The sequence below is a fragment of the Pigmentiphaga sp. GD03639 genome, from assembly GCF_029845405.1.
GTDB classification, from domain to species: domain Bacteria; phylum Pseudomonadota; class Gammaproteobacteria; order Burkholderiales; family Burkholderiaceae_B; genus Pigmentiphaga; species Pigmentiphaga daeguensis.
Genome location: NZ_JAOCLR010000003.1, coordinates 271417 through 293602 on the forward strand (window position 1 = coordinate 271417; position 22186 = coordinate 293602).

Annotated in this window: 20 protein-coding genes; 6 read left to right on the forward strand and 14 right to left on the reverse strand. The window is 68.4% G+C overall.

The window, feature by feature from the left end:
• The first annotated feature begins 223 nt into the window (after positions 1-223).
• Both N5K27_RS05075 and N5K27_RS05080 read left to right on the forward strand, forming a co-directional pair.
• Positions 224-835 (forward strand): isochorismatase family cysteine hydrolase, encoded by a 612-nt coding sequence (locus N5K27_RS05075; RefSeq protein ID WP_087841146.1) that lies wholly within the window; start codon positions 224-226, stop codon positions 833-835.
• Positions 836-837: 2 nt separating this feature from the next.
• The gene (locus N5K27_RS05080) at positions 838-2088 is read left to right on the forward strand and encodes an MFS transporter (RefSeq protein WP_130358687.1); all 1251 of its coding nucleotides are present in this window, start codon (positions 838-840) and stop codon (positions 2086-2088) included.
• On the opposite strand, the gene N5K27_RS05085 is transcribed toward N5K27_RS05080, so the two are convergent.
• The 8 genes from N5K27_RS05085 to N5K27_RS05120 all read right to left on the reverse strand — a co-directional run bounded on the left by N5K27_RS05085 (position 2076) and on the right by N5K27_RS05120 (position 12900).
• Complete coding sequence (locus tag N5K27_RS05085; RefSeq protein ID WP_279815016.1) at positions 2076-2990, reverse strand: AraC family transcriptional regulator; 915 nt, start codon at positions 2988-2990, stop codon at positions 2076-2078. The genes N5K27_RS05080 and N5K27_RS05085 overlap by 13 nt on opposite strands.
• 164 nt (positions 2991-3154) lie before the next feature.
• A complete protein-coding gene (locus N5K27_RS05090) occupies positions 3155-4636 on the reverse strand; it encodes a class I adenylate-forming enzyme family protein (protein WP_279815017.1) in 1482 nt (493 codons plus the stop codon).
• Positions 4633-5505 carry an amidohydrolase family protein gene (locus N5K27_RS05095; protein ID WP_279815019.1) on the reverse strand — a complete coding sequence of 291 codons (873 nt, stop codon included), beginning with the start codon at positions 5503-5505 and terminating at the stop codon, positions 4633-4635. Before N5K27_RS05095 ends, N5K27_RS05090 begins: the two co-directional genes overlap by 4 nt.
• Positions 5506-5518: 13 nt before the next feature.
• A complete protein-coding gene (locus N5K27_RS05100; protein ID WP_279815020.1) occupies positions 5519-6499 on the reverse strand; it encodes a tripartite tricarboxylate transporter substrate binding protein in 981 nt (326 codons plus the stop codon).
• A gap of 60 nt (positions 6500-6559) precedes the next feature.
• The gene (locus tag N5K27_RS05105; RefSeq protein ID WP_279815022.1) at positions 6560-8608 is read right to left on the reverse strand and encodes a hydantoinase/oxoprolinase family protein; all 2049 of its coding nucleotides are present in this window, start codon (positions 8606-8608) and stop codon (positions 6560-6562) included.
• The gene (locus N5K27_RS05110; protein ID WP_279815023.1) at positions 8605-10275 is read right to left on the reverse strand and encodes a hydantoinase B/oxoprolinase family protein; all 1671 of its coding nucleotides are present in this window, start codon (positions 10273-10275) and stop codon (positions 8605-8607) included. Before N5K27_RS05110 ends, N5K27_RS05105 begins: the two co-directional genes overlap by 4 nt.
• Positions 10276-10378: 103 nt before the next feature.
• On the reverse strand, positions 10379-11761 hold the full coding sequence (locus N5K27_RS05115) for an MmgE/PrpD family protein (RefSeq protein WP_279815025.1): 1383 nt from the start codon (positions 11759-11761) through the stop codon (positions 10379-10381).
• Positions 11758-12900 (reverse strand): acyl-CoA dehydrogenase family protein, encoded by a 1143-nt coding sequence (locus tag N5K27_RS05120; RefSeq protein WP_165963381.1) that lies wholly within the window; start codon positions 12898-12900, stop codon positions 11758-11760. The genes N5K27_RS05115 and N5K27_RS05120 overlap by 4 nt, the downstream gene beginning before the upstream one ends.
• 92 nt (positions 12901-12992) lie before the next feature.
• Between N5K27_RS05120 and N5K27_RS05125 the strand changes: the two genes are divergently transcribed.
• Complete coding sequence (locus tag N5K27_RS05125; protein ID WP_176400836.1) at positions 12993-13757, forward strand: helix-turn-helix domain-containing protein; 765 nt, start codon at positions 12993-12995, stop codon at positions 13755-13757.
• Positions 13758-13764: 7 nt separating this feature from the next.
• Here N5K27_RS05125 and rimO read toward each other — a convergent pair whose 3' ends face one another.
• The 4 genes from rimO to phaC form a co-directional block, all read right to left on the reverse strand.
• A complete protein-coding gene (gene rimO / locus N5K27_RS05130) occupies positions 13765-15150 on the reverse strand; it encodes a 30S ribosomal protein S12 methylthiotransferase RimO (protein ID WP_087841136.1) in 1386 nt (461 codons plus the stop codon).
• A gap of 82 nt (positions 15151-15232) precedes the next feature.
• On the reverse strand, positions 15233-15799 hold the full coding sequence (gene phaR / locus N5K27_RS05135) for a polyhydroxyalkanoate synthesis repressor PhaR (RefSeq protein ID WP_132980746.1): 567 nt from the start codon (positions 15797-15799) through the stop codon (positions 15233-15235).
• Between the two features lie 106 nt (positions 15800-15905).
• A complete protein-coding gene (phbB, locus tag N5K27_RS05140) occupies positions 15906-16643 on the reverse strand; it encodes an acetoacetyl-CoA reductase (protein ID WP_087841134.1) in 738 nt (245 codons plus the stop codon).
• Positions 16644-16707: 64 nt separating this feature from the next.
• Positions 16708-18339 (reverse strand): class I poly(R)-hydroxyalkanoic acid synthase, encoded by a 1632-nt coding sequence (phaC, locus tag N5K27_RS05145; protein ID WP_279815029.1) that lies wholly within the window; start codon positions 18337-18339, stop codon positions 16708-16710.
• 225 nt (positions 18340-18564) lie between these two features.
• On the opposite strand from phaC, the gene N5K27_RS05150 reads away from it, so the two are divergent.
• Positions 18565-18789 carry a hypothetical protein gene (locus N5K27_RS05150; RefSeq protein WP_087841133.1) on the forward strand — a complete coding sequence of 75 codons (225 nt, stop codon included), beginning with the start codon at positions 18565-18567 and terminating at the stop codon, positions 18787-18789.
• A gap of 39 nt (positions 18790-18828) precedes the next feature.
• On the opposite strand, the gene pgeF is transcribed toward N5K27_RS05150, so the two are convergent.
• A complete protein-coding gene (gene pgeF / locus N5K27_RS05155) occupies positions 18829-19584 on the reverse strand; it encodes a peptidoglycan editing factor PgeF (RefSeq protein WP_087841132.1) in 756 nt (251 codons plus the stop codon).
• Positions 19581-20591, reverse strand: a complete 1011-nt coding sequence (locus N5K27_RS05160; protein ID WP_087841131.1) for an RluA family pseudouridine synthase — start codon at positions 20589-20591, stop codon at positions 19581-19583. Before N5K27_RS05160 ends, pgeF begins: the two co-directional genes overlap by 4 nt.
• 89 nt (positions 20592-20680) lie before the next feature.
• On the opposite strand from N5K27_RS05160, the gene N5K27_RS05165 reads away from it, so the two are divergent.
• Both N5K27_RS05165 and N5K27_RS05170 read left to right on the forward strand, forming a co-directional pair.
• Positions 20681-21529, forward strand: coding sequence for an outer membrane protein assembly factor BamD (locus tag N5K27_RS05165; RefSeq protein WP_087841130.1), 849 nt, complete (start codon positions 20681-20683; stop codon positions 21527-21529).
• Between the two features lie 13 nt (positions 21530-21542).
• Positions 21543-22175, forward strand: a complete 633-nt coding sequence (locus N5K27_RS05170) for a response regulator transcription factor (protein WP_279815031.1) — start codon at positions 21543-21545, stop codon at positions 22173-22175.
• The last annotated feature ends 11 nt before the right edge of the window (positions 22176-22186 follow it).

The window sequence follows — 22186 nt, forward strand, 5'->3', positions numbered from 1 at the left end:
GCCCGCGCGATTTATCCCCAGGCGATGTGGAAAACCCTGGGGAAAGCACGGGCACAACTTCACCCGGCCTAGATTCCATGCGGGTCTGCGGGCGGTGACGCGAAAATGGGCAGGCTCCTCATCCGCTGCGCAACTTTTGCGCTGCCACCGCAATTTCCTGCGCTTGGCCCGCGGCCGGCGGCGCTATGTTCGGCCTTCCACCCACCCCACGGAGGCCTCTCGCATGCCCTCTTCCCTTTCCCTTGATCCCGCCAAGGCCGTCCTGCTGGTCGTCGACATGCAGAACGACTTCGTCCTGCCGGACGCGCCCATGGAGGTCGCCGCCGCCCGCCAGCGCGTCCCCGCCATGGCCGCGCTGGTCGCCCGCGCGCGCGAGGCCGGTGTCCCGGTCATCTACACCCAGCACGTGCTGTACGACGGATTCGACGTCTCGCCGCTGGAGACGACCCAGTTGCCGCACTTGAAGACGGCCGGCATGCGCGCGGGCACGCCCGGGGTCGAGATCATCGCCGAGCTGGCCCCCCTGCCCGGCGAAGTCGTCATACCCAAGCATCGCTACGACGCGTTCTACAACACCCGCCTCGAGACCGTCATCCGCAACATCCGGGGCCGCAACGTCGCCGACAGCGTGATCATCACGGGTACGGTCACCAGCGTCTGCTGCGAGTCGACCGCGCGCAGCGCCTTCATGCGCGACCTGCGGGTCTTTTTCGTGGACGACGCCACCGGCGGATTCGACGACGCATCGCATCGCGCCACGCTCGCCACCATCGACCGGGTGTTCGGCAAGGTCGTCTCCACGCGCCAGGTGCTGGACGCGCTGGGCGGAGCATGACCATGACCCCGCCGCTCGTGCACGATACCGCCTACGAATGGAAGGCCGTCACCATCCTCGCCCTGGGCTTCGGCCTGATGGGCCTGGACCGCTGGCTGCTCGCCCCCATGTTCCCTTTCATGATGAAGGACCTGGATCTGTCCTACCAGGACCTCGGCCTGCTCATCGGGGTGCTGGGCCTGGCCTGGGGCGTGTTCTCCATCACCATGGGCCGGGTCTCGGACCGCGTCGGCCGACGCAAGGTCCTGATCCCCGCCGCCATCGCGTTCTCCTGCCTGTCCGGATTGTCGGGGCTGGCCACGGGCCTGATCAGCCTGATGCTGATCCGCACGGTCATGGGCGTCGCCGAGGGCTCCTTCTGCCCCACCAGCGTGGCCGCGGCCGGCGAGGCCTCGCATCCGCGGCGCCGCGGCCTGAACCAGGGACTGCAGCAGAGCGCCTTTCCGCTGTTCGGACTGGGGCTCGCACCCATCATCGCCACCCAGCTGATGGACGTACTGCCCTCCTGGCACTATGTGTTCTTCCTGTCGGCGGTGCCTGGCCTGATCCTCGCCTGGTTCATGTACAAGGTCATCCGCGAACCCGGCACCGGTGTCCAGGGCGGGCTGCCCGCCGCGCCGGCTGCCGGGGCCACGCTGTCCTGGAAGGAACTGCTGCGCCGGCGCAACCTGCTGCTCGCGGTCGCCTCCATCCTGTGCGCGATGACCGGCATCTTCGTGGTCGGCGCCATGGTGCCCAACTACCTGACCGACTACCTCAAGCTGACACCGCAGCAAATGGGACTGGTGGTCTCGGCCATCGGCATCGGCGGGTTCTTCGGTGAATTCGGCGTGCCCGGCATCTCGGACTTCATCGGCCGCCGCGCCGCCGCCTTCCTGGCCTTCGTCGGCGCCGCGCTGGCCCTGTATGCCTTCATCCGCACCGATGCCTCGCCCTGGGCGCTGTTCGGGGTGCTGCTGGTGGTGTCGTTCTTCTGCTTCGGACTGCTGGCCCTGATGACCGGGCCCATCGCCACCGAGGCGGCGCCTCCCGGCATGGTGGCCTCAGCCATCGGCACGGTCAGCGGCCTGGGCGAGATCTTCGGCGGCGGGGTCGCGCCCGTGGTGGCCGGCTACATCGCCCAGCACCATGGCATCCAGTACACGCTGTACCTGGCGCTGGGCGGCATCGCGATCGGCCTCGCCGTGTCGCTGTTCCTGAAGGAGACGGCCCCGCGCAAGGTCGAGGCCGGCGTTCGGGCTCAGGCGTCGTAGTGGCCGGCCGTGGCGCGGTAGGCCGAGGCCGAACTGCCCAGGGCCTTCTTCAAGGCCCGGCCCATCGCGCCCGCCGACGCGAAGCCGCAGACGCTGGCGACGTACGAGACGGGCTGGCCCGTCGTCGCCAGCAGGTGGCGGGCCCGCTCCACCCGCATCGCGGTCAGGTGGCGGTATGGGGACACGCCCTGCGCGGCCTTGAAGCAGCGCAGGAAATGGTATCGGCTCAAGCCACACAAGGCGGCCAGCTCGGCCAGGGAAATGTCCTCGGCCAGGTGTTCGTCCATGTAGCGGGTGACCTTGCGCAACGCCTGGGGACTCAGGCGCGGCGCCGTCGCGGCCGCCGGCTCCGCCCGCCACTTCTTGCCCAGTTCGTTCAACACCAGCGCGCCGAAGCTGTCGGACAGCAGGCGCGAGACCTGGCCGGCCCCCAGGTCCCGGACGAATGCTCCCAGGGCCGTGTAGACCAGCGGACTCACGAAGCCGCGCTGGGCCAGCGACCACATGCCATCCACCGGCCGCTCGCACCCCAGTTCCTCGAACATCTCCAGCGCAGCCTGCTGGTCGAACGTCAGCAGCGACACCCGGGCGGGCCCGTCCTTGACCCAGCGGAAAGCGGTGCCGGGCGGAATCAGGTGCAGCGGATTGGCGAAATTGACGAAATGGTCGCGGTAGCCCCAGCCCAGGTCGAATCTGGCCGACCTCAGCCGGTACTCGTGCGAGACGAGCAGGAGCATGTGGGGCAGCGCCGGGCAGGACAACTCATGGGCATCGAAGCTGCAATGCACCACGCTGCCGGCCAGCCGGCCTCCGTAGTCGAACGACTGGTGCAGGCTGTAGGCGCCGGTATCCATCAATACCTGGCGCAACCGGGCGGCGGTCGGGGAAGGGTCGGTGTTCACGGGATCTCCCGGAAGGCGGGAACGGCTCACCCCATATACTACCCGGCAGCCGGACTTATCCCCACCCGCTGTGAACAACCCTGGGGAAAGGCTGCGGACAAATCATCCGGCGCCAGCAACCATGCGGGTTTGCGGACCATGGCGCGAAAACGGGCAGCCACCGGCTAATCCGGGGTCGGTCCCTCGATCAGGCGCTTCTTGATGATCTTGCCGGCCGAATTGCGCTCGAACTCGTCGACGAAGCGGAAATGGCGCGGCACCTTGTAGGGCGCCAGCCGTTCCCTGCACCAGGCGGACAGGGCCGCCGCGTCGCGATCGCCACGCATCATCACGAAGGCGGCCACGTCTTCGTCGAACTCCTTCGAGGGCAGGCCCACCACCGCCGCTTCCTGCACGTCGGGGTGCGTCATGAGGATGGACTCGATCTCCAGCGGATAGATGTTCACGCCGCCGCGGATGATCATGTCCTTGGCCCGGCCGCACAGGAACAGGTAGCCTTCTTCGTTCAGGTAGCCCAGATCGCCCGGGTAGAAGAAGCCGTCGCGGAAGGCCTCCCTGCTCGCCTCCTCGTCGCGGTGGAAGCCCTGCGCCACCGTGGCGCCCTCGTAACGGATACGCCCGACTTCGCCGGGCGGCAATGGGTGGTCCTGTTCGTCGACGACCTGCAAGCGCACGCCGAACACCGGCCGGCCGACGGAGGCGGGCTGCGCCTCCAGTTCCTGGTTGGACAGCACGGTCACGCCGCCGCCCTCGGTGGAACTGTAGTACTCGATGAAATTTGGACAGACCTCGTTGCGGATGCGGCGCCGCTCCTCGGCCGTCAGCGGCGAGCCCGACGAGATCAGCGTGCGCAGGCCGCGCAGCGGCGCCACGTCGCGCGGCTCGGCCTGCAACACGCGCCGCAGCAGCGTGGGTACCAGGAAGGTGATCGTGGCGCCCGTGCGCGCCACATCGGCGGCCAGTTCCTCGACCTTGTAGGGCGGCGGGCACAGCACCGTCGTGGCCCCCACGTACAGCGACGAGACCGAGAACGCGCGCCCGCCGCCGAAGTACAGCGGCGTGGCGTTGATGTAGGTCTCGCGGCTGCCGAACCCCAGGTCGGCGTAGTGCGTGAAGAAGCGGCTCATGAACTGCGCATGCGACAGCAGCGGCCCCTTGGGGCGTCCCGTGGTCCCCGACGACAGCGACAGGCAGAAGCCGCGGTCCTCCTCGGCGTAACGGTCGCGCACCACGACCTGCTCCGCGCGGGCCAGCCAGGCCTCGTCGGCCGCCACGCACAGGCCTGGCGCGAAGTCGTCTCCAGGCTCGACCAGCACGCAGCGCGCGCCGAAATGCCGCGCCACCCTGAGTTTCTCGCCGGCTTGCCAGCGGCAGTCCACCGGCAGGATCACCGCCCCGGCGCGCGCCACGGCGTAGAGCATGACCAGGTGCTCGGGCGTGTCCTTCAGCGCCACGCCCACCACGTCACCCGGCTGCACGCCCATCTCCAGCAACAGCGAAGCCCGTTGTCGCACCAGCAGGTCGAGCCGGCGATAGTCGATGACCCGGTCGCGATGGATGATGGCGGGCTTGGTGGGCCGCTGGCTCGCGTGCAGGGTCAGCTGGTCCGCGATGTTCGGGCCGCGCATCGGCATTCCCGTGCTCATCGGTCCAGTCCGTAGACACGCAGCACGTTGCCGCGCAACAGCTTTTCCCGGGGGCCGGGCCGCAGGCCCAGGGCCTCGATCTCGTCTCGCGCGCGCTTGAAATCCAGGATGGGAAAATCGGTGCCGAACATCACCTTGTCCTGGCCGTAGCTGTCGATGTACTTCACGAAGGCCTCGGGCCAGTACCTGGGGCTGTGGGCGTCCGTGCCGATGTAGACGTTGGGATGCTTCCACGCCATGGCGATCATCTCCTCGGTCCAGGGTATGCCCACATGTATCCCGATGATCTTGAGCTCCGGAAAATCGCAGGCCACCGCGTCCAGGCAGATGGGGCGGCCCACGCTGCGCAGCCGGTGCGAAGGGTCGTAGATCATGGACTGCCCCACCTGGAGCTGCACCGGCACGTCCAGTTCCGCGCACTTGGCGTAGAAGGGATACCACTTCGCGTGATCGGGCGCGAGCTCGAACCAATGGGGATAGAAATGCGCGCCGATGAAGCCGTATTCCCGCACGGCCTTCTCCAGCTCCCGCACGCCTCGCATGCCTTCCGTGGGGTCGAGTCCGGCCAGGCCGTGGAAGCGGTCGGGATGGCGATTGACCGCCTCGGCCACCGCCTCGTAGGGCACGTGGTAGCTGGCGCGATGCTGCCAGGGCCCTACCTTGGCGGCGATCAGGAAGGCCTGTTCGATGCCGGCGGCGTCCATGCGGCGCAGCATGTCCTCGTGCGACAACCCTTGCATGATGGCCGTATCGACGTTCATCTTGCCGCTGTAGAAGGCATCGCGCTTGGGCCGTTGCGCCAGCAGCTCGGGCGTCCAGATATTGACCACGGCGTCGATCGCCGGGATGTCGTAGCTGTGGGAGGTCATCTCGCTTCCTCGATTACGGCGTCAGGTTGGCGTTGGCGACCGCCTGCTTCCAGGCCGCCAGGTCCTGCTCGATCTTCCTGGCGAACTCGGCCGGGCCGGTCGGATGCGGGTCCAGGCCGCTGGCCAGCAGCCGGTTCCTGATGTCGGGCATCGCCATCGCTTCCTTCAGCGCATCGGCCAGGGCCTGCACCACGTCCCTGGGCGTGCCTGCGGGCGCCATCAGCCCGTACCAGACATTGAAGTCGAAGCCCGGCACGGTCTCGGACACGGCCGGCACGTCGGGCAGCACCGACGAGCGCGACTGGGTGCTGACCGCGATCGCCTTGAGCTTGCCCGCGCGGATCAGTTCCAGCGCGCCACCCAGGCTCACGAAGGCGGACTGGATCTGGCCGGACATGATGTCGACCTGGATCTGCGAAGACCCCCGGTAAGGCGCGTGGACCATCTGGATGCCGGCCATCTTGGCCAGCGTGGCGCCCGCCACGTGCGTGCTGCTTCCTATGCCCACCGACCCGTAGGTGATCTTGCCGGGATGCTTCTTCGCGTAGTCGATGAATTCGCGCATGTTCGAGGCCGGGAACGATGGCGCCACCACCAGCACCGTGGAGCCCGACACGATCTGGTCGATGGGCTGGAAGTCCTTGATCGAATCGTAGCTGGGCTTGTCGGGCAGCCAGGGACTGATGGCGATCGGCCCGACGTTGGCGAACAGCAGCGTATAGCCGTCGTTCCTGGACCGCGCCACGTAGCTGGTGCCTATGCTGCCGTTGGCGCCGCTGCGGTTCTCCAGCACGAAGGGCTGGCCGAACTTCTGCGAGAACTTTTCCAGCAGCGGCCGGATGATGGCGTCGGACGGGCCGCCGGGCGCCCAGGTGTTGACCATCATGACCGGGCGCGACGGATAGTCCTGCGCACGGACCGCGGCCGGCACGCCGGCCGCCAGCGCGGCGCACAGGATGGCCAGGTACTCACGAAGCTTGATGCGGGATCTCATTTCGCCTACCTCATCGTCTACGGGACTGCATCGCATGCCGGGCGGGCCATCCCGCCCGGATCAAACCGGTTTCAGGATCAGATTGCCGTGGTCGTCCGTCGTGGCCGAGAAGCCCGGCTCCAGCCATACGGTGGTATCGGGCTGCTCCAGGATGGCCGGCCCCTCGACTCGCGTGCCCACGGGCAGCTCCAGGCGCGCATGGCGCGGCACGTCCATCCACGCGCCGTTCACGTGCACGCGTTGCGTGTCGGCCGGCCTGGGCCGCGCATCGGCCGGAGGTGCCAGCAGGCGCAGGTCGAATTTGGGCCGCACGCCGATCCGCGCGTAGCGCAGGTTCATGATGCGCACGGCAATGCCCGGCAACAGCCGCCCGAACTCGGTGCGATACGCGGCCTCGAACGCGGCGGCCACGGCCCCGGCGTGCAGGTGGTCGGCCTGGACCGGCACCATCACGGTATGGGTCTGGCCCTGGTAGAGCATGTCCAGGAAGAGTTCCTCGCGCACCGAGGCGATGGCCACGCCGGCCGAGGCCAGGTGCACGTCGCAGCGCTCGCGGAACTCCCCGACCAGCGCGCGCAGGGTCTCGAAATCCACCTCGTGCAGGCCGCGGTTGATGGTCCGCACCGCATCGTGGCGCAGGTCGGCCATCACGCAGCCCAGCGCCGAGGTCACGCCGGGATAGCGCGGCACGATGCCCGTCTCCACGCCCGTCTCGCGCATCATCGCGCACACGTGCAGCCCGCCTCCTCCGCCGAAGGGCATGTAGGCGAACCGGCGCGGGTCGTGTCCCTTCTCGATGGACACCAGGCGCAAGGCGCCCGCCATCTTGGCATTGGCCACGGTCAGGATGGCCTCGGCCGCCTCCAGCACGTCCAGGCCCAGCGGCTCGGCGACGTGGGCGCGGATGGCGGCGCGCGCCAGTTCCGCGTCCAGCGTGCCCAGGAGGCCTCCGCCCAGCGGCCGCGCGGCGTCGATGCGGCCCAGCAGCAGGTTGGCGTCGGTGACCGTGGGATAGGGATTGCCGTGCCCGTAGCAGGCCGGCCCGGGCCGGCTGCCCGCCGACTCGGGTCCCACCTGCAGCATGCCGCCGGCATCCACCTTGGCGATCGACCCGCCGCCGGCGCCTATGGTCTCGATCTGTATCATGGGCGAGCGCACGACCATGCCGAAGGCGATGCTGGTCTGCTCGGCCAGCGCCACCCGCCCGTCCACCACCAGCGAGACGTCGAACGAGGTTCCGCCCATGTCCCCGGTCATCACGTCAGGATGGCCGGCCGCGCGCGCGATCGCGGCGCAGGCGATGACCCCCGCCGCGGGGCCCGACAGCGTCGTGCGCACGGGCAGCTCGCAGGCGGTCTGCCGCGACATCACTCCGCCGTTGCTTTGCACGATCATCAGTTGCCCGCCGAAGCCGCGTTCGCGCAGGTCGCCTTCCAGCCGCCGCAGGTAGCCGCCCACGACGGGTTGCAATGCCGCGTTGAGGCTGGCCGTGGAGACACGCTCGAACTCGCGGATCTCGGGCAGGACCTCGGCCGACGAGGTCACGCAGTCGTTGGGCCACAGTTCGCGCACGCGCGCCACCGCCGCCGCCTCGTTGGCCGGGTTGGCATAGGTGTTGATGAAGAAGACGCAGACCGCCTCGCAACCCTGCGCCAGCAGTTCGCGCACGCAGGCCTCGACCTGGCCCAGGTCCACTGCGGTGTGGATGGAACCGTCGGCCAGCACGCGCTCGTCCACTTCCTTGCGCAGGTCGCGCGAGATGGGAGGCAGGTATTCTCCGCGCAGCCCCCAGGTATGCGGCCGGTCGCGCCGCCGCATCTCGAGCACGTCGGCGAAGCCGCGCGTGGTGATCAAACCCGTGCGCGCGGCCTTGCGCTCGAGCAGCGCATTGGTGCCCACGGTGGTGCCATGGATGATGGTGGCGATGCCGGCCGCGCCGCCGGCGGCATCGTCCAGCCGCGCGATGCCGTTCATGAAGCCGACCGCTTCCTCGCCTCGCGTGGAGGGGACCTTGACCACCGCCACCGACTGGTCCGCCTCGTCCAGCACGAACAGGTCGGTGAATGTTCCGCCCACGTCGACGCCGACGACCCGCTGCTGCCCGCTCACTGCCCACCCTCCGTCACATAGCCCATGGCCCGGTCGCGCTCCACGGCGGCGCCGCTGCGCCGCGCGGGATCGCCATAGCCGCCCCCGCCCGGGGTCTCCAGCCTGACCCTGTCCCCGCGCGAGAGCGGTATCCCCATCATCTTCGACACCATGGGCGGGGTCCGCCACTGGCCGTCCACGCAATAGCTGAACCGGTTCAACGCGCCGTCGCCGCCGCCCGCGATGCCCTTGGGCGCGGACTTGCCGCGCTCGCCGAAGATGAAAGCCTGCGCCGACTGCTCCAGCAGTTCGATCTCGTAGACCGCGCCCAGGCCGCCCCGGTGCGTGCCGGCCCCGCCCGAATCGGGCCGCAGCGACCACTGCGTGAAGCGCACCGGATACGCGGCCTCGATGATCTCCAGCGGCGGTATCGTGGCCGTGGAAATGGGCGCGTTGCCGTGGCTCAGGCCATCGCCGCCGGCATGGCCGCCGTGGCCGCCGCCGAAGAAGCTGAACATCACCCAGCGCTGGCCCCGGCGCCCTTCGTCGCTGCGCAGCCCCGCTATGGACAGCGCGTTGATCGTGCCGTAGGCCTGCGCCACGGCGCGCGCCGGATCGGCCTGCGCCGCCGCGCTGAAGACCACGTCTATCATGCGCAGGATGGTCTCGGTGTAGCCGCCGACCGGCCGCGGCCGCTGCGCCGTGATCAACAGGCCCTCGGGCATCACGAACTCGACCGCATCCAGCACGCCGGCATTGGCCGGCACGTCGGGAAAGAGGTGCTTGAGCGCGACATAGCAGGCCGCTACCGCGGTGGCGCGCGAAATGTTGACCGCCCCCGCGCAGGGGCCCGAGGTGCGCGAGAAATCCAGCACCAGCCGCTCGCCTTCCACCGTCATGTCCAGCGCGACGCGCAGCATGTCGTCGCGGATGCCGTCGTTGTCCAGATAATCCTCGAATGCATAGCGGCCATCGGGCAGCGACGCGATGTGCGCCCGCATCAGCCTGCGCGCCCGTTCGCGCAGCGCGCCCATGGCGCCCGTCACCCGCGCCTCGCCATAGGCCGCGAACAGCTCGGCCAGGCGCCGCTCGCCCAGTTCCAGCGCCGCGAGCTGCCCGTTCAGGTCGCCCCACAGGCTGTCGGGCATGCGCGTATTGGCGCGCAGGATGGCCAGCACGTCGGGATTCACTTCCCCTTGCTGCACGATGCGCACCGGCGGGATCTGGACCGCCTCTTGCCAGCACTCGGTAGCCGCCGGGTTGTAGTTGCCGGGAACGTTGCCGCCCACGTCGTGCCAATGCGCGGCCGAGGCCAGGAAACAGACCAGCCGGCCTTCCAGGAAGAAGGGCTTGACCAGCTTGAAATCATTGGCGTGCGTGCCGCCTTCGTAGGGATCGTTGAACAGCCAGACCTCGCCTTCGCGCATGCCGCCCAGCGGCTGCGCCGCCTGGACCGCCGCCCGCACCGCGAACGCCATCGCCCCGACGAACACCGGCAGCCCCGATTTGCCCTGTACCAGGGTATCGCCGGTCGCACCGTCGTAGATCCCGTGGCAGGCATCGTGGGCCTCGGCAATGATGGGATTGAACGCACTGCGGTAGAGCGTGGCGTCCATCTCATCGGCGATCTGCTCCAGCCGGCCTTTCAGGACGGCCAGGGTGACCGGGTCCAGCTTGACTTCCGACATGCTGCCCTCTTGCATTCAGGATACTCCGGGGGACTTTATTTATGATCTATTGTTCTGTCAATAGGACAATTAGGAAAACGGCATCCCGCACCCCAGCCCTCGCCTACCCGCTCAAGTCCGCCACCGCCCTCGCCTCCAGCCACAACGCGCGGGCCTGGCCATCGTCCAGCACGGTGCCCGCCAACTGGAGGAACTTGCGTTCCACTCCCGTCCTGTCCAACGGCGGCATGTGCGTGCCGCCGGGCGAATAAGGACCGTGCTCGGACGGCGTGCCGTACTCCATCATGCAGGTGCCCGCGCGGCGGCCGCCTCCGCGCAGCGCGATCTCGACCCGCGCCGGCAGGTAGCGCGGATACAGCGCCGCGTACGATTCGTCGACATGCAGGTGGATGCGCGGATACAGGCCGAGCACGCCCGGTTCGACGGCGGGCCGGCGCACGTTCGACAAGTCGTACCGGCCATGGCACAGCGCGCTGGCCACGGTCCACACCACGCTCATCAGCCGATCGTAGAGCTCGTGCGCCGCGCCCGGGGCCTGCCCGAAGCGCAGCGCCACCGGATAGGTATGCACGTCCACGCGTTCGATCTCGTGAGCAGCCACCGGCCCGTCGCTCCAGATGGACTGGATGGCGTCGATGGCCGGCTGGGCGTGGCGGCAGGCGGGCATGGGCTTGAAGTACACGCCGTCCAGCGTCTCGCCCCGCCAGGTTGCCGGATCCTGCGCGAGCCCCCGGCTGCGCAGAACGTCCAGGACGCCCGGATCGGCGCCGCCCTCGAAGATGCGGCCGCCCGACCCCAGGCCGGCGCGCGCCAGCTTCACCGACTCGATGGCGCAGCGCGCCGCCAGGCCGCCATGCAGCGGCACCGCCGAGCCGTGTTCGGTCAGGCCGCGCAGCGCCGCCGCGGGAAACGAGAAGGCGGCGTTGCCGAGCGCGCGCGCCAGGGTGTCTTCGTCCAGCTCCAGCAGGCGTCCCAGGGCGGCGGTCGCGCCGATCGCGCCCGTACACGAGGTCGGCGCCAGCCCGGCCAGCGTCAGGGCCGGATGCGCGCTGGCCGCCAGCCGGTTCGCGACTTCGTAGCCGACCGCGATGGCCATGTGGACCGCTTCCATGGTCCGGCCCTCGCGCATGGACCAGACGGCCGGGATGATGGTGTTGCACGGATGGTTGCCGCCATTGCCGTAGCCGTCGTGCCATTGCAGCAGCGAACCCATGGCGCTCATCGCGATGGCCGCCGATTCCGGGCTCAGGCCCGCCGGCGCGCCGGGAATCCGCACCGCGCCGGGCTGCGCCAGCACGAAAGCCGAACCGGCCTCGGGCAAACTGGATCCGGCCAGCACGCACCCCAGGAAATCCGCCAGGATCAACGCGACCTTCTCGCGCCGCGCCGGCGACAGGTCCGCGCGCCGCAATCCCAGCGCGAATGCCGCCAGGCGCCGCGCCAACGGCCGGCTGCCCTGATCGGTGTCCGGCGGGCGGGCCCTCATTTCAGCAGGGCCCGGGCGATCAGCATGCGCTGGATCTCGGACGCGCCTTCGCCGATGCGGTAGTGCCGCACGTCGCGATAGAAGCGCTCGACCGGCACGCCGCGGATCAGCCCCGAGCCGCCCAGTATCTGCACCGTGCGGTCGGCAACGCGTCCCACCATCTCGGAACAGAACAGCTTGACCATGCTGGTGGCCGTGCCCGCGTCCTGGCCGGCATCGATACGCCGCATGGTGTCGTAGGCCAGCGATCGCGCCAGCGCCAGCTCGGTGGCCGAATCCGCCAGCATCCACTGGATGGCCTGCCGGTCGGCCAGCGGCTGGCCGAAAGTGACGCGGCCCTTGGCGTAGGCCACCGCTTCCTCCAGCAGCCGATCGGCCGTGCCTATGCACGCGGCCGATACGCCCATGCGGCCGCTGGCCAGCGACCCCATGGCGATGCGGAATCCGCCGCCCACCTCGCCCAGCACCGCCTCGTCCGGCACGAAGCAATCGTCGAAGCGGATCTCGGCCAGCTCGATGGGGTCGGAGCCGATGGTCTTGTCCACCCGCGCGATGCACATGCCCGGCGTGCCCCGGTCCACCAGGAAGGCCGTGATGCCGCCCCGCGCGCGCCGCGCCGTATCGGTCACGGCCAGGACCATGACCACCTGTGCGCGGTGCGCGGCGCTGATGAACTGCTTCAGCCCGTTGATCACCCAGCCCCCCGCCCTTTTTTCCGCCGTGGTGCGCAAGGCGGCCGCGTCCGACCCCGCTTCGGGCTCGGTCAGCGCGAAGCTGCCCAGCCATTCGCCGCTGGCCAGCCGCGCGACATACTTGTCGCGCTGCTGGGGCGTCCCATGGCGCGCGATGGCGATCGGGGTCAGGCCGCTGGTGCAATCGAGCATGACCGTGAAAACGCGGTGTGAACGCGCCACTTCCTCCATGACCAGGCAATAGGTGGCCAAGTCGAATCCGCCCCCGCCGTATTCGACCGGCAAGCGCATGCCCAGATAGCCTTGCTGGCGCATTTCGGCCAATGCCGACGGCGCCAATTGGCCGTCCTGGTCCATCTGGCGGGCCAGGGGCTCGAGCCGCTCGCCGACGAAGCGGCGGATGGCCGGCCGCATTTCGGCCAGTTCCGGCGTGCAATCTTGCTGCATGGCACTTGAATAATTCATTATATGAATTGATAATTCGTTTTATGAATTTATTCTGGGCTTCACCTCGAAGGGTGTCAAGGCCCGCTCGCGCCATGAAAGCAACCGATCCGCTGTTCGTCACCGCCCTGGCCCGGGGCCTGGAAGTCCTGCGCTGCTTCACGCCCGCGCGCGGCGAACTGGGCACCACGGAAATCGCCCGGCTGACCGGACTGCCGCAGCCCACCGTCTGGCGGCTGTGCAAGACGCTCGCGGCTCTGGGCTACCTGGTGCCCACGGCCAACGACAAGCTGCGCGTGGGCGCGGCCGCCCTGCTGCTGGGTTACGCCGTGGTCGCGCAGACCGGGATCAATGACTATGCCGTGCCGCTGATGAAGGCCGCCGCCGATGCCCTGGGCACCACGGTGCTGCTGGCCGAGCGGCACGAGGCCAGCATGGTGGTCATCCAGCGCTGCGAACCCGCCCAGGTGCGGCGCGTGATGCTGCACATAGGCTCGACCGTGGGCCTGACCGATTCATCGCTGGGACTGGCCTACCTGGCGGCCCAGCCGCCGGCCGAACGCGAACGCATCATCGCCGGGCTGCAGGCGGAAGGACGATGGGATGCCGGCGGAGGTCCCGGCCGGCTGCGGGCGGCGCTGGACGACTACCAGCGGCATGGCGCCGTGTTCATGCGCTATCCGCAGGAGAACTTCACCGCCATCGGCGTCCCGGTCCAGCCCGCCGACCGTCACCGTACGCTGGTGCTGACCTGCGGCGCGTCGGACGCCCTGTTCACCGACGCCCACGTCGCCGCCACCGTCGCTCCCACCCTGAAGCGCCTGGCCGCCGAATTAGCGCCACTGCTGATAAGGAGATGAACCGGGGCTACCCTATGTTTCCCCAGAGATCGTGATCGTCGGAACGGGCGATGCGCACGGAAATGATGTCCCCGACCTTGTAGCGTTTCCAGGGCTTGTCGACCGGCGCCACGTAGACCTTGCCGTCGATGTCGGGCGCATCGCCCATGGAACGGGCGACGCCGCCCTCGGGGCCCACCTCGTCGACGATGCACTTGATGACCTTGCCGACCCGGCGCGCCAGGCGCTTGCGGGAAACGGCCTCCTGGACCTGCATGAAGCGGGCCTGGCGTTCCTGCCGGACTTCGTCGGGCACGGGATCGGGCAGCTCGTTGGCGGCCGCGCCCTCGACCGGTGAATAGGCGAAACAGCCCACGCGGTCCAGCTCGGCCTCGCGCAGGAAGTCCAGCATTTCCTCGAACTCGGCCTCGGTCTCGCCGGGGAAGCCGGCGATGAAGGTGCTGCGTATCGTCAGGTCCGGACAGACCGCGCGCCAGGCCCGGATGCGGTCGAGGTTGCGTTCGGACGAAGCCGGACGCTTCATCAGCTTCAGGATGCGCTGGCTGGCATGCTGGAACGGCACGTCCAGGTACGGCAGCACGCGACCGCCGTTCTCGTGGACTTCGTTCATCAGCGGCAGGACCTCGTCCACGTGCGGATAGGGATACACGTAGTGCAGGCGGATCCAGGCGCCCAGCCTGGACAGCTCGCGCACCAGTTCGGTCATGCGGGTGCGCACCGCCCGGCCGTCGACGAAGCCCGTGCGGTACTTCACGTCCACGCCGTAGGCGCTGGTGTCCTGCGAAATGACCAGGATTTCCTTGACGCCGGCCTTGACCAGGTTCTCGGCCTCGCGCATGACCTCGTGGATGGGCCGCGACACCAGGTCGCCGCGCATGGACGGGATGATGCAGAAGCTGCACCGGTGGTTGCAGCCCTCGGATATCTTCAGGTAGGCGTAGTGCTTGGGCGTCAGGCGCACGCCCTGCGGCGGCACCAGGTCGCTGAAGGGATCGTGGGGCTTGGGCAGGTGCAGGTGCACCGCCTGCATGACCTCGTGGGTGGCGTGCGGCCCGGTCACGGCCAGGACCTTGGGATGCATCTTCTGCACCACGCCTTCGCCATCGGCCTCCTTCTTGGCGCCCAGGCAGCCGGTCACAATGACCTTGCCGTTGGCCTGCAGGGCCTCGCCTATGGTGTCCAGGCTTTCCTTGACCGCGTCGTCGATGAAGCCACAGGTGTTGACGATGACCAGGTCCGCGTCCTCGTAGGTCTTGGACGTCTCGTAGCCTTCGGCACGCAGCTGGGTCAGGATCTGCTCGGAATCCGAGGCTGCCTTCGGACAGCCCAGGCTGGCGAAGGCCACGCGGGGAATGGCGGTGTTGGTCGGGGAATCGGACGAATGGATGGACATCGGGCGCACCGCGAGCGCGACTCGCGGCCGGAATTAGCGGAATGGGGGCATTTTACCGGGTTACGGCGCGCCCGCCCCCGCGCTACTTGCGCTCGTCGTCCTTGGACGCGGGGGTAAAGGGAAACGTGGTGAACATGGACCGGGTCTGGTTCTGCATCTGGTCCTGCATCTGCACGAACAGGTTCTTGCTCTGCTCGATGTAGTTGCTCATCATGCTCTGGATCATCGGCGTCTGGACGTTCATGAACTGCGCCCACGCCTCGGGGCCGAACTGGCCGCCGTACAGGCCCTTGGACTGCTCGCCCAGCTTGTTCTGGATCTCCATGAAGGCCTGGATGTTCTTCTCCAGGTACGAACCCATGATGCCCTGCATCGCATGGCCGTAGAAACGGATGATCTGGGCCAGCATGGTGGACGTGAACATGGGCGCGCCGGCGGTTTCCTCTTCCAGGATGATCTGCAGCAGGATGCTGCGGGTCAGGTCCTCGCCGGACTTGGCATCGACGACCTCGAACGTCTCGTTGTCCAGCACGAGCTGCTTGACGTCGGCCAAGGTGATGTAGGTGCTGGTCTGCGTATCGTATAACCGGCGATTGGGATATTTTTTTATCAACCGCAACGCGTTGCCGGCTCCGGCTTGCTGCGCCATGCTTGCCCCCAACTTAGATTTGTATGAAACCGGTGCGGTCCGCCGACCGCACCAGCCATCAAGTTTAGTCCAACCCGGCGTGGAACGCGTCGGGCCGGATCGGGGCTTACCCCATGTGCAGGCCGCCGTTCAGCGAGAAATCCGCGCCGGTGGCGAATCCCGCGTCGTCCGAAGCCAGCCAAGCCACGATGGAGCCGATCTCGTCCGGCGTGCCCAGGCGCTTCACCGGGATGGTGTCGACGATGCTCTGGAGCACGTCGGGGCGGATGGCACGCACCATGTCGGTACCGATGTAGCCGGGCGAAACCGTGTTGACCGTCACGCCCTTCGATGCGACTTCCTGCGCCAGCGCCATCGTGAAGCCGTGGATGCCGGCCTTGGCGGTCGAGTAGTTGGTCTGGCCGAACTGCCCTTTCTGGCCGTTGACCGAACTGATGTTGATGATGCGCCCCCACTTGCGCTCGGTCATGTCGCCGATGACCTGCTTGGTGACGTTGAACAGGCTGTTGAGGTTGGTGTCGATGACGGCGCGCCAGTCTTCCAGCGTCATCTTGCGGAAGAGGCCGTCGCGGGTGATGCCCGCGTTGTTGACCAGCACGTCGACCGGCCCGAACTCCTCTCGCACCTTGGCGAACGCGGCCACGGTCGAATCCCAGTCCGCCACGTTGCCCACGGAGGCGTGGAACGTATAACCGAGCGCCGATTGTTCGTTCAGCCACTGCTGAGAGTCGCGATTGGGCCCGCAGCCGGCGATGACGGTGAACCCGTCCTTGGCCAGCCGCTGGCAGATGACGGTGCCTATGCCGCCCATGCCGCCCGTCACGTACGCTATCTTTCCGCTCATGATGCCTCCTTATGAAACGGCGGAACCCACCGCCGCTTGACCCGCAGAATACGCATGTCTCTTGTCATGCCGCCCTGACCCGCACGTACTTGCCCGGCGCGGGTTCGATGACGGGATGGTCGGCGCTGCCCAGCGCGCCCGGCGCCTTGCCCTGGCGCCCTCCGTGCTCCTTGATCCAGGTTGCCCAGTCGTTCCACCAGCTGCCCGGCACTTCGCGCGCCTCGCCCATCCAGGCGGCGGCGTCGGCCGGCAGCTTGTCGTCCTCGCGCACCCAGTAGCTGCGCCGGTTGCGCGAAGCCGGATTGATGACCCCGGCGATATGGCCCGAGGCCCCCAGCACGAAACGCATCGGCCCGCGCAGGAGCGCGGTCGAGGCGTACGCCGAGGTCCAGGGCACGATGTGGTCCTCGCGAGAACCGTACACATAGGCCGGCATGTCGAGGGAACTCAGGTCGAGCCCCACGCCGCACGCGCGCACCTTGCCGGGCACCCGCAGGTTGTTCTCGAGATAGGTATTGCGCAGGTACCAGGCATAGAACGGTCCCGGCAGGTTGGTGCTGTCGGCGTTCCAGTACAGAAGGTCGAAGGCCGACGGCGCCTGCCCCTTCAGGTAGTTGTTGACGACGTAGTTCCAGACCAGGTCGTTCGGACGCAGGAAGGCGAAGGTGGTCGCCAGTTCGCGCGCCGCCAGCACGCCGCCCGCGGCGAACTGCTGTTCGCGCAGCAGCACCTGGGCTTCGTCGATGAAGACGTCCAGCACGCCGGTGTCGGCGAAATCCAGCAGCGTCGTGAGCAGCGTGAGCGAGGCCACCGGATCCTGGCCGCGTACCTTCGCCACCGCCAGCGCCGACGACAGCAGCGTGCCGCCCACGCAGAATCCCAGCGCGTTGACCTGCGGCTGCCGCGAGATGGACGAGACGACGCCGATCGCCTCGAGCACGCCTTCCTGCAGGTAGGCATCCCAGTCCGCATGCTGCACGCCATCCGCGTCGACGGCCAGCGGGTTGCGCCACGACACCATGAAGACCTGCATGCCCTGTTCGAGCGCGAAACGCACGAAGGAATTGTGCGGCTGCAGGTCCAGGATGTAGAACTTGTTGATGCAGGGCGGCACGATCAGCAGCGGACGCGCGTAGGCCCGGGGCCCGAGAGGCTTGTACTGGATCAGTTGGAACAGCCGGTTCTCGAACACCACCGACCCCTCGGTGGTGGCAAGATTGCGCCCGACCTCGAACGACGATTCGTCCGTATGGGAAATGCGCCCCTTCTGCAGGTCCGACACCAGGTTGGCGATGCCCTGCTGCAGGCTTTCGCCGCCGGACTCGAGCAGGCGGCGCTGCGCGTCGGGGTTGAGCGCGAGGAAGTTCGAGGGCGATATGGCCTCGACCCATTGCATGGTGGCGAAGCGCAGCCGGTTCAGGACATGTTCGGGCGCCTGGACGCTGTCGGCCATCTTGAGCATGGTGCGCGCGGACAGCAGGTAGGCATGCGCCAGGAATGCATGCCCGGGGCTGGCGCTCCAGGCTTCACCGGCGAAGCGCTGATCGGTCAGTGGTTCGAGTTCGCCCGCGCCGGCGGCTCGCCAGAGATCGGCCCATTCCTGCGCGAACTCCTGCTGGATCTCCAGCAGCTTCTCGGGGGCCATGGCGTGCCCGCCCGACAGGATGCGACTCGAAGGCGCCGACGACCCAGGCATGTCGGCCTTCTGATTCAACATCTGCTGCCATGCTTCCAGCCACGCCAAGGGGTTCGTAGAATCCTGCCTGGACTGACTCACTAGAACACCTTGCTGATTCGATTACGCTAGATGCCATAGTGCATAGCGCGCCTGCGGCTGTCAAATCGCGCAAGACCCGCGCCAATGCCTGCGCGGCGCGCCGGTCGGACCGGCGTTTCACTCATATTTCATCTTCGCCGACCCATGCATTTTTCCTTCCTCGTCGCCATCGGCTGGCTTTACGTGACACTGCTGATGTCCCTGGCACAGCCCACGGTTCTGGCGGGTATCGCGACCCTGCTTTTCTACGGATTGCTGCCGGTCGCGATCCTGCTGTACATCTTCACCGCGCCCATGCGCAAGCGGCTGCGCCGTGCGCGCGAAGCGGCGTGCGACACCCCGGAAAACCCTGATCAAGAGAAACCCTGATGGCGCCGGCGACCAAGCGTCGCCCCGAGCGCCTGGCGGTCACGGAACGAGCCAGGCCAGCGTCGCGAAGCGTCCGGTGACGCCCTCCTTGCGGTAGGAGTAGAAGCGGTCGTTGCCGGCCACCGTGCAGAGATTGCTGCGCACGACCGTGGCCACGCCCGCGGCACGCAGCCGCTGCTCGGCCAGGGCCGGCAGGTCGGCCAGCCACTTGGGGGCGCCCGCCGCGTCGTGGCCGCCGGTCGGGACGAAGGCGCCCGCAGGCGGTTCGGCCGCGCGCGCGAAAGCCCCCCGCACCTCGTCTCCGACCTCGAAGGCCAGGGGACCGATGGCCGGCCCTATCCACGCCCTCAGGCCTGCGTCCGGCGGCACGCCCATCGCCGCGACGGCATTCTCGAGCACGCCGCCCGCCAGTCCGCGCCAGCCGGCATGGGCCACGGCCAGGACGCGGGCCTCGGGCGCCGCGATCACGACAGGCAGGCAGTCGGCCGTCATGATGGCCAGCACCCGGCCCTGGACGCGCGTGACGGCGGCATCGGCCGGCGCGGGATCCGCTTCGTGGTCGGCGTCGGCCACCCGCGTGCCATGGACCTGGTCCAGCCACAGCGGATCGGACGGCAACAACGCGCGCAGGCGCGCGCGGTTTGCGGCCACCGCCCCGGGGGCGTCGCCCACGTGCGCGCCCAGGTTGAACGAAGCATACGGCGCCGCGCTGACGCCGCCGGCACGGGTGGTGGCGAAGATGCGCAGCCCGGGCCAGTCCGGGCCTTCCTGCACGAACGGCTGGGCGGCGGTCATGCGTCATCCTCCTCGTCCAGGTAGCCGTCCGCGTCCTCCTCGCCATCCTCCCAGGCGATGATGCGCACGACGGCCTGCATGTCGTCCGGCACCGGCGCATGGAAAACGCGGGGCCCGCCATGGACCGGATCGTCGAACTGCAGCCTGGCCGCGTGCAGCATCTGCCGCGCGGCGGGCGCCACCGCCTTGCCGCCGTACAGCGTGTCGGCCAGGAGCGGATGGCCGATGCTGGCCATGTGCACCCGTATCTGGTGCGTGCGGCCGGTCTCGAGGCGGCATTCGACCTCGGTCACCGGCATGCCGCCGGGCGCCCTGCCCAGGCGCAGGGGTTCGAAATGAGTGATGGCCGGCTTGGCGGCGATGGGCCGCTCCACGCTCATGCGCACCGGCACGCGCGGGTCCCGGCCGATGGGCCGATCGATGGTGCCGCCGCGCCGCACGTGGCCCGACACCAGCGCGAGATAGCGCCGCCCCACCGTGCGGGCCTGCAACTGCCGCACCAGCGAGGTTTGCGCCGTAATGGTGCGTGCCACGACCATCAGCCCCGAGGTATCCTTGTCCAGCCGGTGCACGATGCCGGCGCGCGGCACCTGGGCCAGTTCGGGATAGCGGTGCAGCAGGCCGTTGAGCAGCGTCCCGTGCCAGTTGCCCGCCCCCGGGTGCACGACCAGGCCGACGGGCTTGTCGACCACGATCCAGTCGGCGCTGTCGGCCACCACCGGAAAATCGATGGCTTCCGGCGTGAAGGCCAGCGACTCGGGCGCCGCTTCCTCCCAGACCGTGAGCTGGTCACCCGGCCCGACGACCTGCCGCACGGAGGCCGCCTTGCCGTTGACCAGCACGCCGCCGCGCTCGATCCAGCCCTGCAGGCGGCTGCGGGAATGCTCGGGCAGCAGCTGCGCCAGGACCTTGTCCAGGCGATCGGCCCGGGTGCCCGAAGGCAGGTCCAGCAAGCGCGGCTCGGCTTCCTGGCTTTCGATATCTTGGGACGGCAGCGAAGATGACATGTTTCTGGAGGGCCTGGCCGCGAAGCCCGAATATAATCACGGATAGTCTATTGGTGAGGGACACCACCATGCAGTTGAATTCCCTGGCAATGCAAGCGGCCTGCGGGCATCCGGCCCCGGCCCGGCGGCAGCGCCTCGTCGCGCGGCTGAGCCTGGCCCTGGCCTGCCTGCTGGCCTTTTTCATCCTGGCGGGCTGCGCCAATACCGGCAAGGAACCCGACCCCACGGTGGGCTGGACTGCCGAGAGATTGTACAAGGAGGCCAAGGACGAGATGGATACCGGCAACTGGACCCAGGCTGCCAAGTTGCTGGAGAAACTCGAATCGCGCTATCCCTTCGGCGTCTTCGCCCAGCAGGCGCAGATCGACATCGCCTACGTCTACTGGAAGGATGGCTCCAACGCCCAGGCGCTGGCCGCGATCGACCGCTTCGAGCGCCTGCACCCCAACCACCCCAGCCTGGACTACATGCTCTACCTGAAGGGCTTGATCAACTTCTACCAGGACAGCGCCTTCCTGGCCAGCCTGACGCGCCAGGACCCCAGCGAGCGCGACCCCAAGGGCGCGCGCGAATCGTTCGACGCCTTCAAGGCCCTGGTCGCGCGCTTCCCCGACAGCAAGTACGCGCCCGACGCCCGCCTGCGCCTGAACTATCTCGTCAACTCCATCGCGATGAACGAGGTCCACGTCGCCCGCCTGTATCTCGAGCGCGGCGCCTACGTGGCCGCCGTCAACCGCGCGCAGACCGCGGTGCGCGACTTCCAGGGTGCTCCCGCGGTCGAGGAAGCGCTCTACATCATGGTGCTGGCCTACGACAAGATGGGCATGACCGACCTGCGCGACGACGCCTCGCGCGTGCTGAGCATGAACTATCCCGACAGCAGCTTCGTCAAGAGCGGCTTCCAGAAAGACAGCGGTCCCTGGTGGAAGATCTGGTAGCGGCATCGCTTCCGTGGCCAGCGCCCTGCTGATCGACGATCACGCCATGTTCCGGGAGGGGCTGGCGCTTGCCCTGCGGCAAGCGGCCGGCCCCTCGCTGCATCTGCGCACCGCCGTCGGCGGCGCCGAGGCCCTGGCCTTGCTCAAGGACACCACGGCCGACATCGCGCTGATGGACTACTACCTGCCCGACATCGGCGGCACGGCGCTGGTGCGCCAGCTCCGGCGCGCGGGCGCCGGCCTGCGGGTCATGGTGCTGTCGGCCTCCGAGGACCACGAGGATGCCGAGGCGGCCCTGGCCGCGGGGGCCCACGGCTTCCTGCACAAGTCCGCCGACGTCGGGCAGTTGCTGGATGCCATGCAGCGCGTGCTGGCCGGTCAGGTCGTCCGGCCGCCGGAAAACCTTCCGGCATCGCTGGCCGTCCTGTCCGAGCAGCCCCCCGGCCGCCTGACGCCTCGCCAGACCGAGGTCCTGTGCCTGCTGTGCGAGGGGCTGCGCAACAGTGAAATCGCCAAACGCCTGGCCACGACCGAGAAGACCGTCAAGGCCCACATCTCGGCCATCTTCGCCGCGCTGGGCGTGGTCAACCGCACCCAGGCGGTGCTGGCTGCGCGCCGCGCCGGCCTGTTCGGCAAGCCCAGGTAGACCGGGAATGG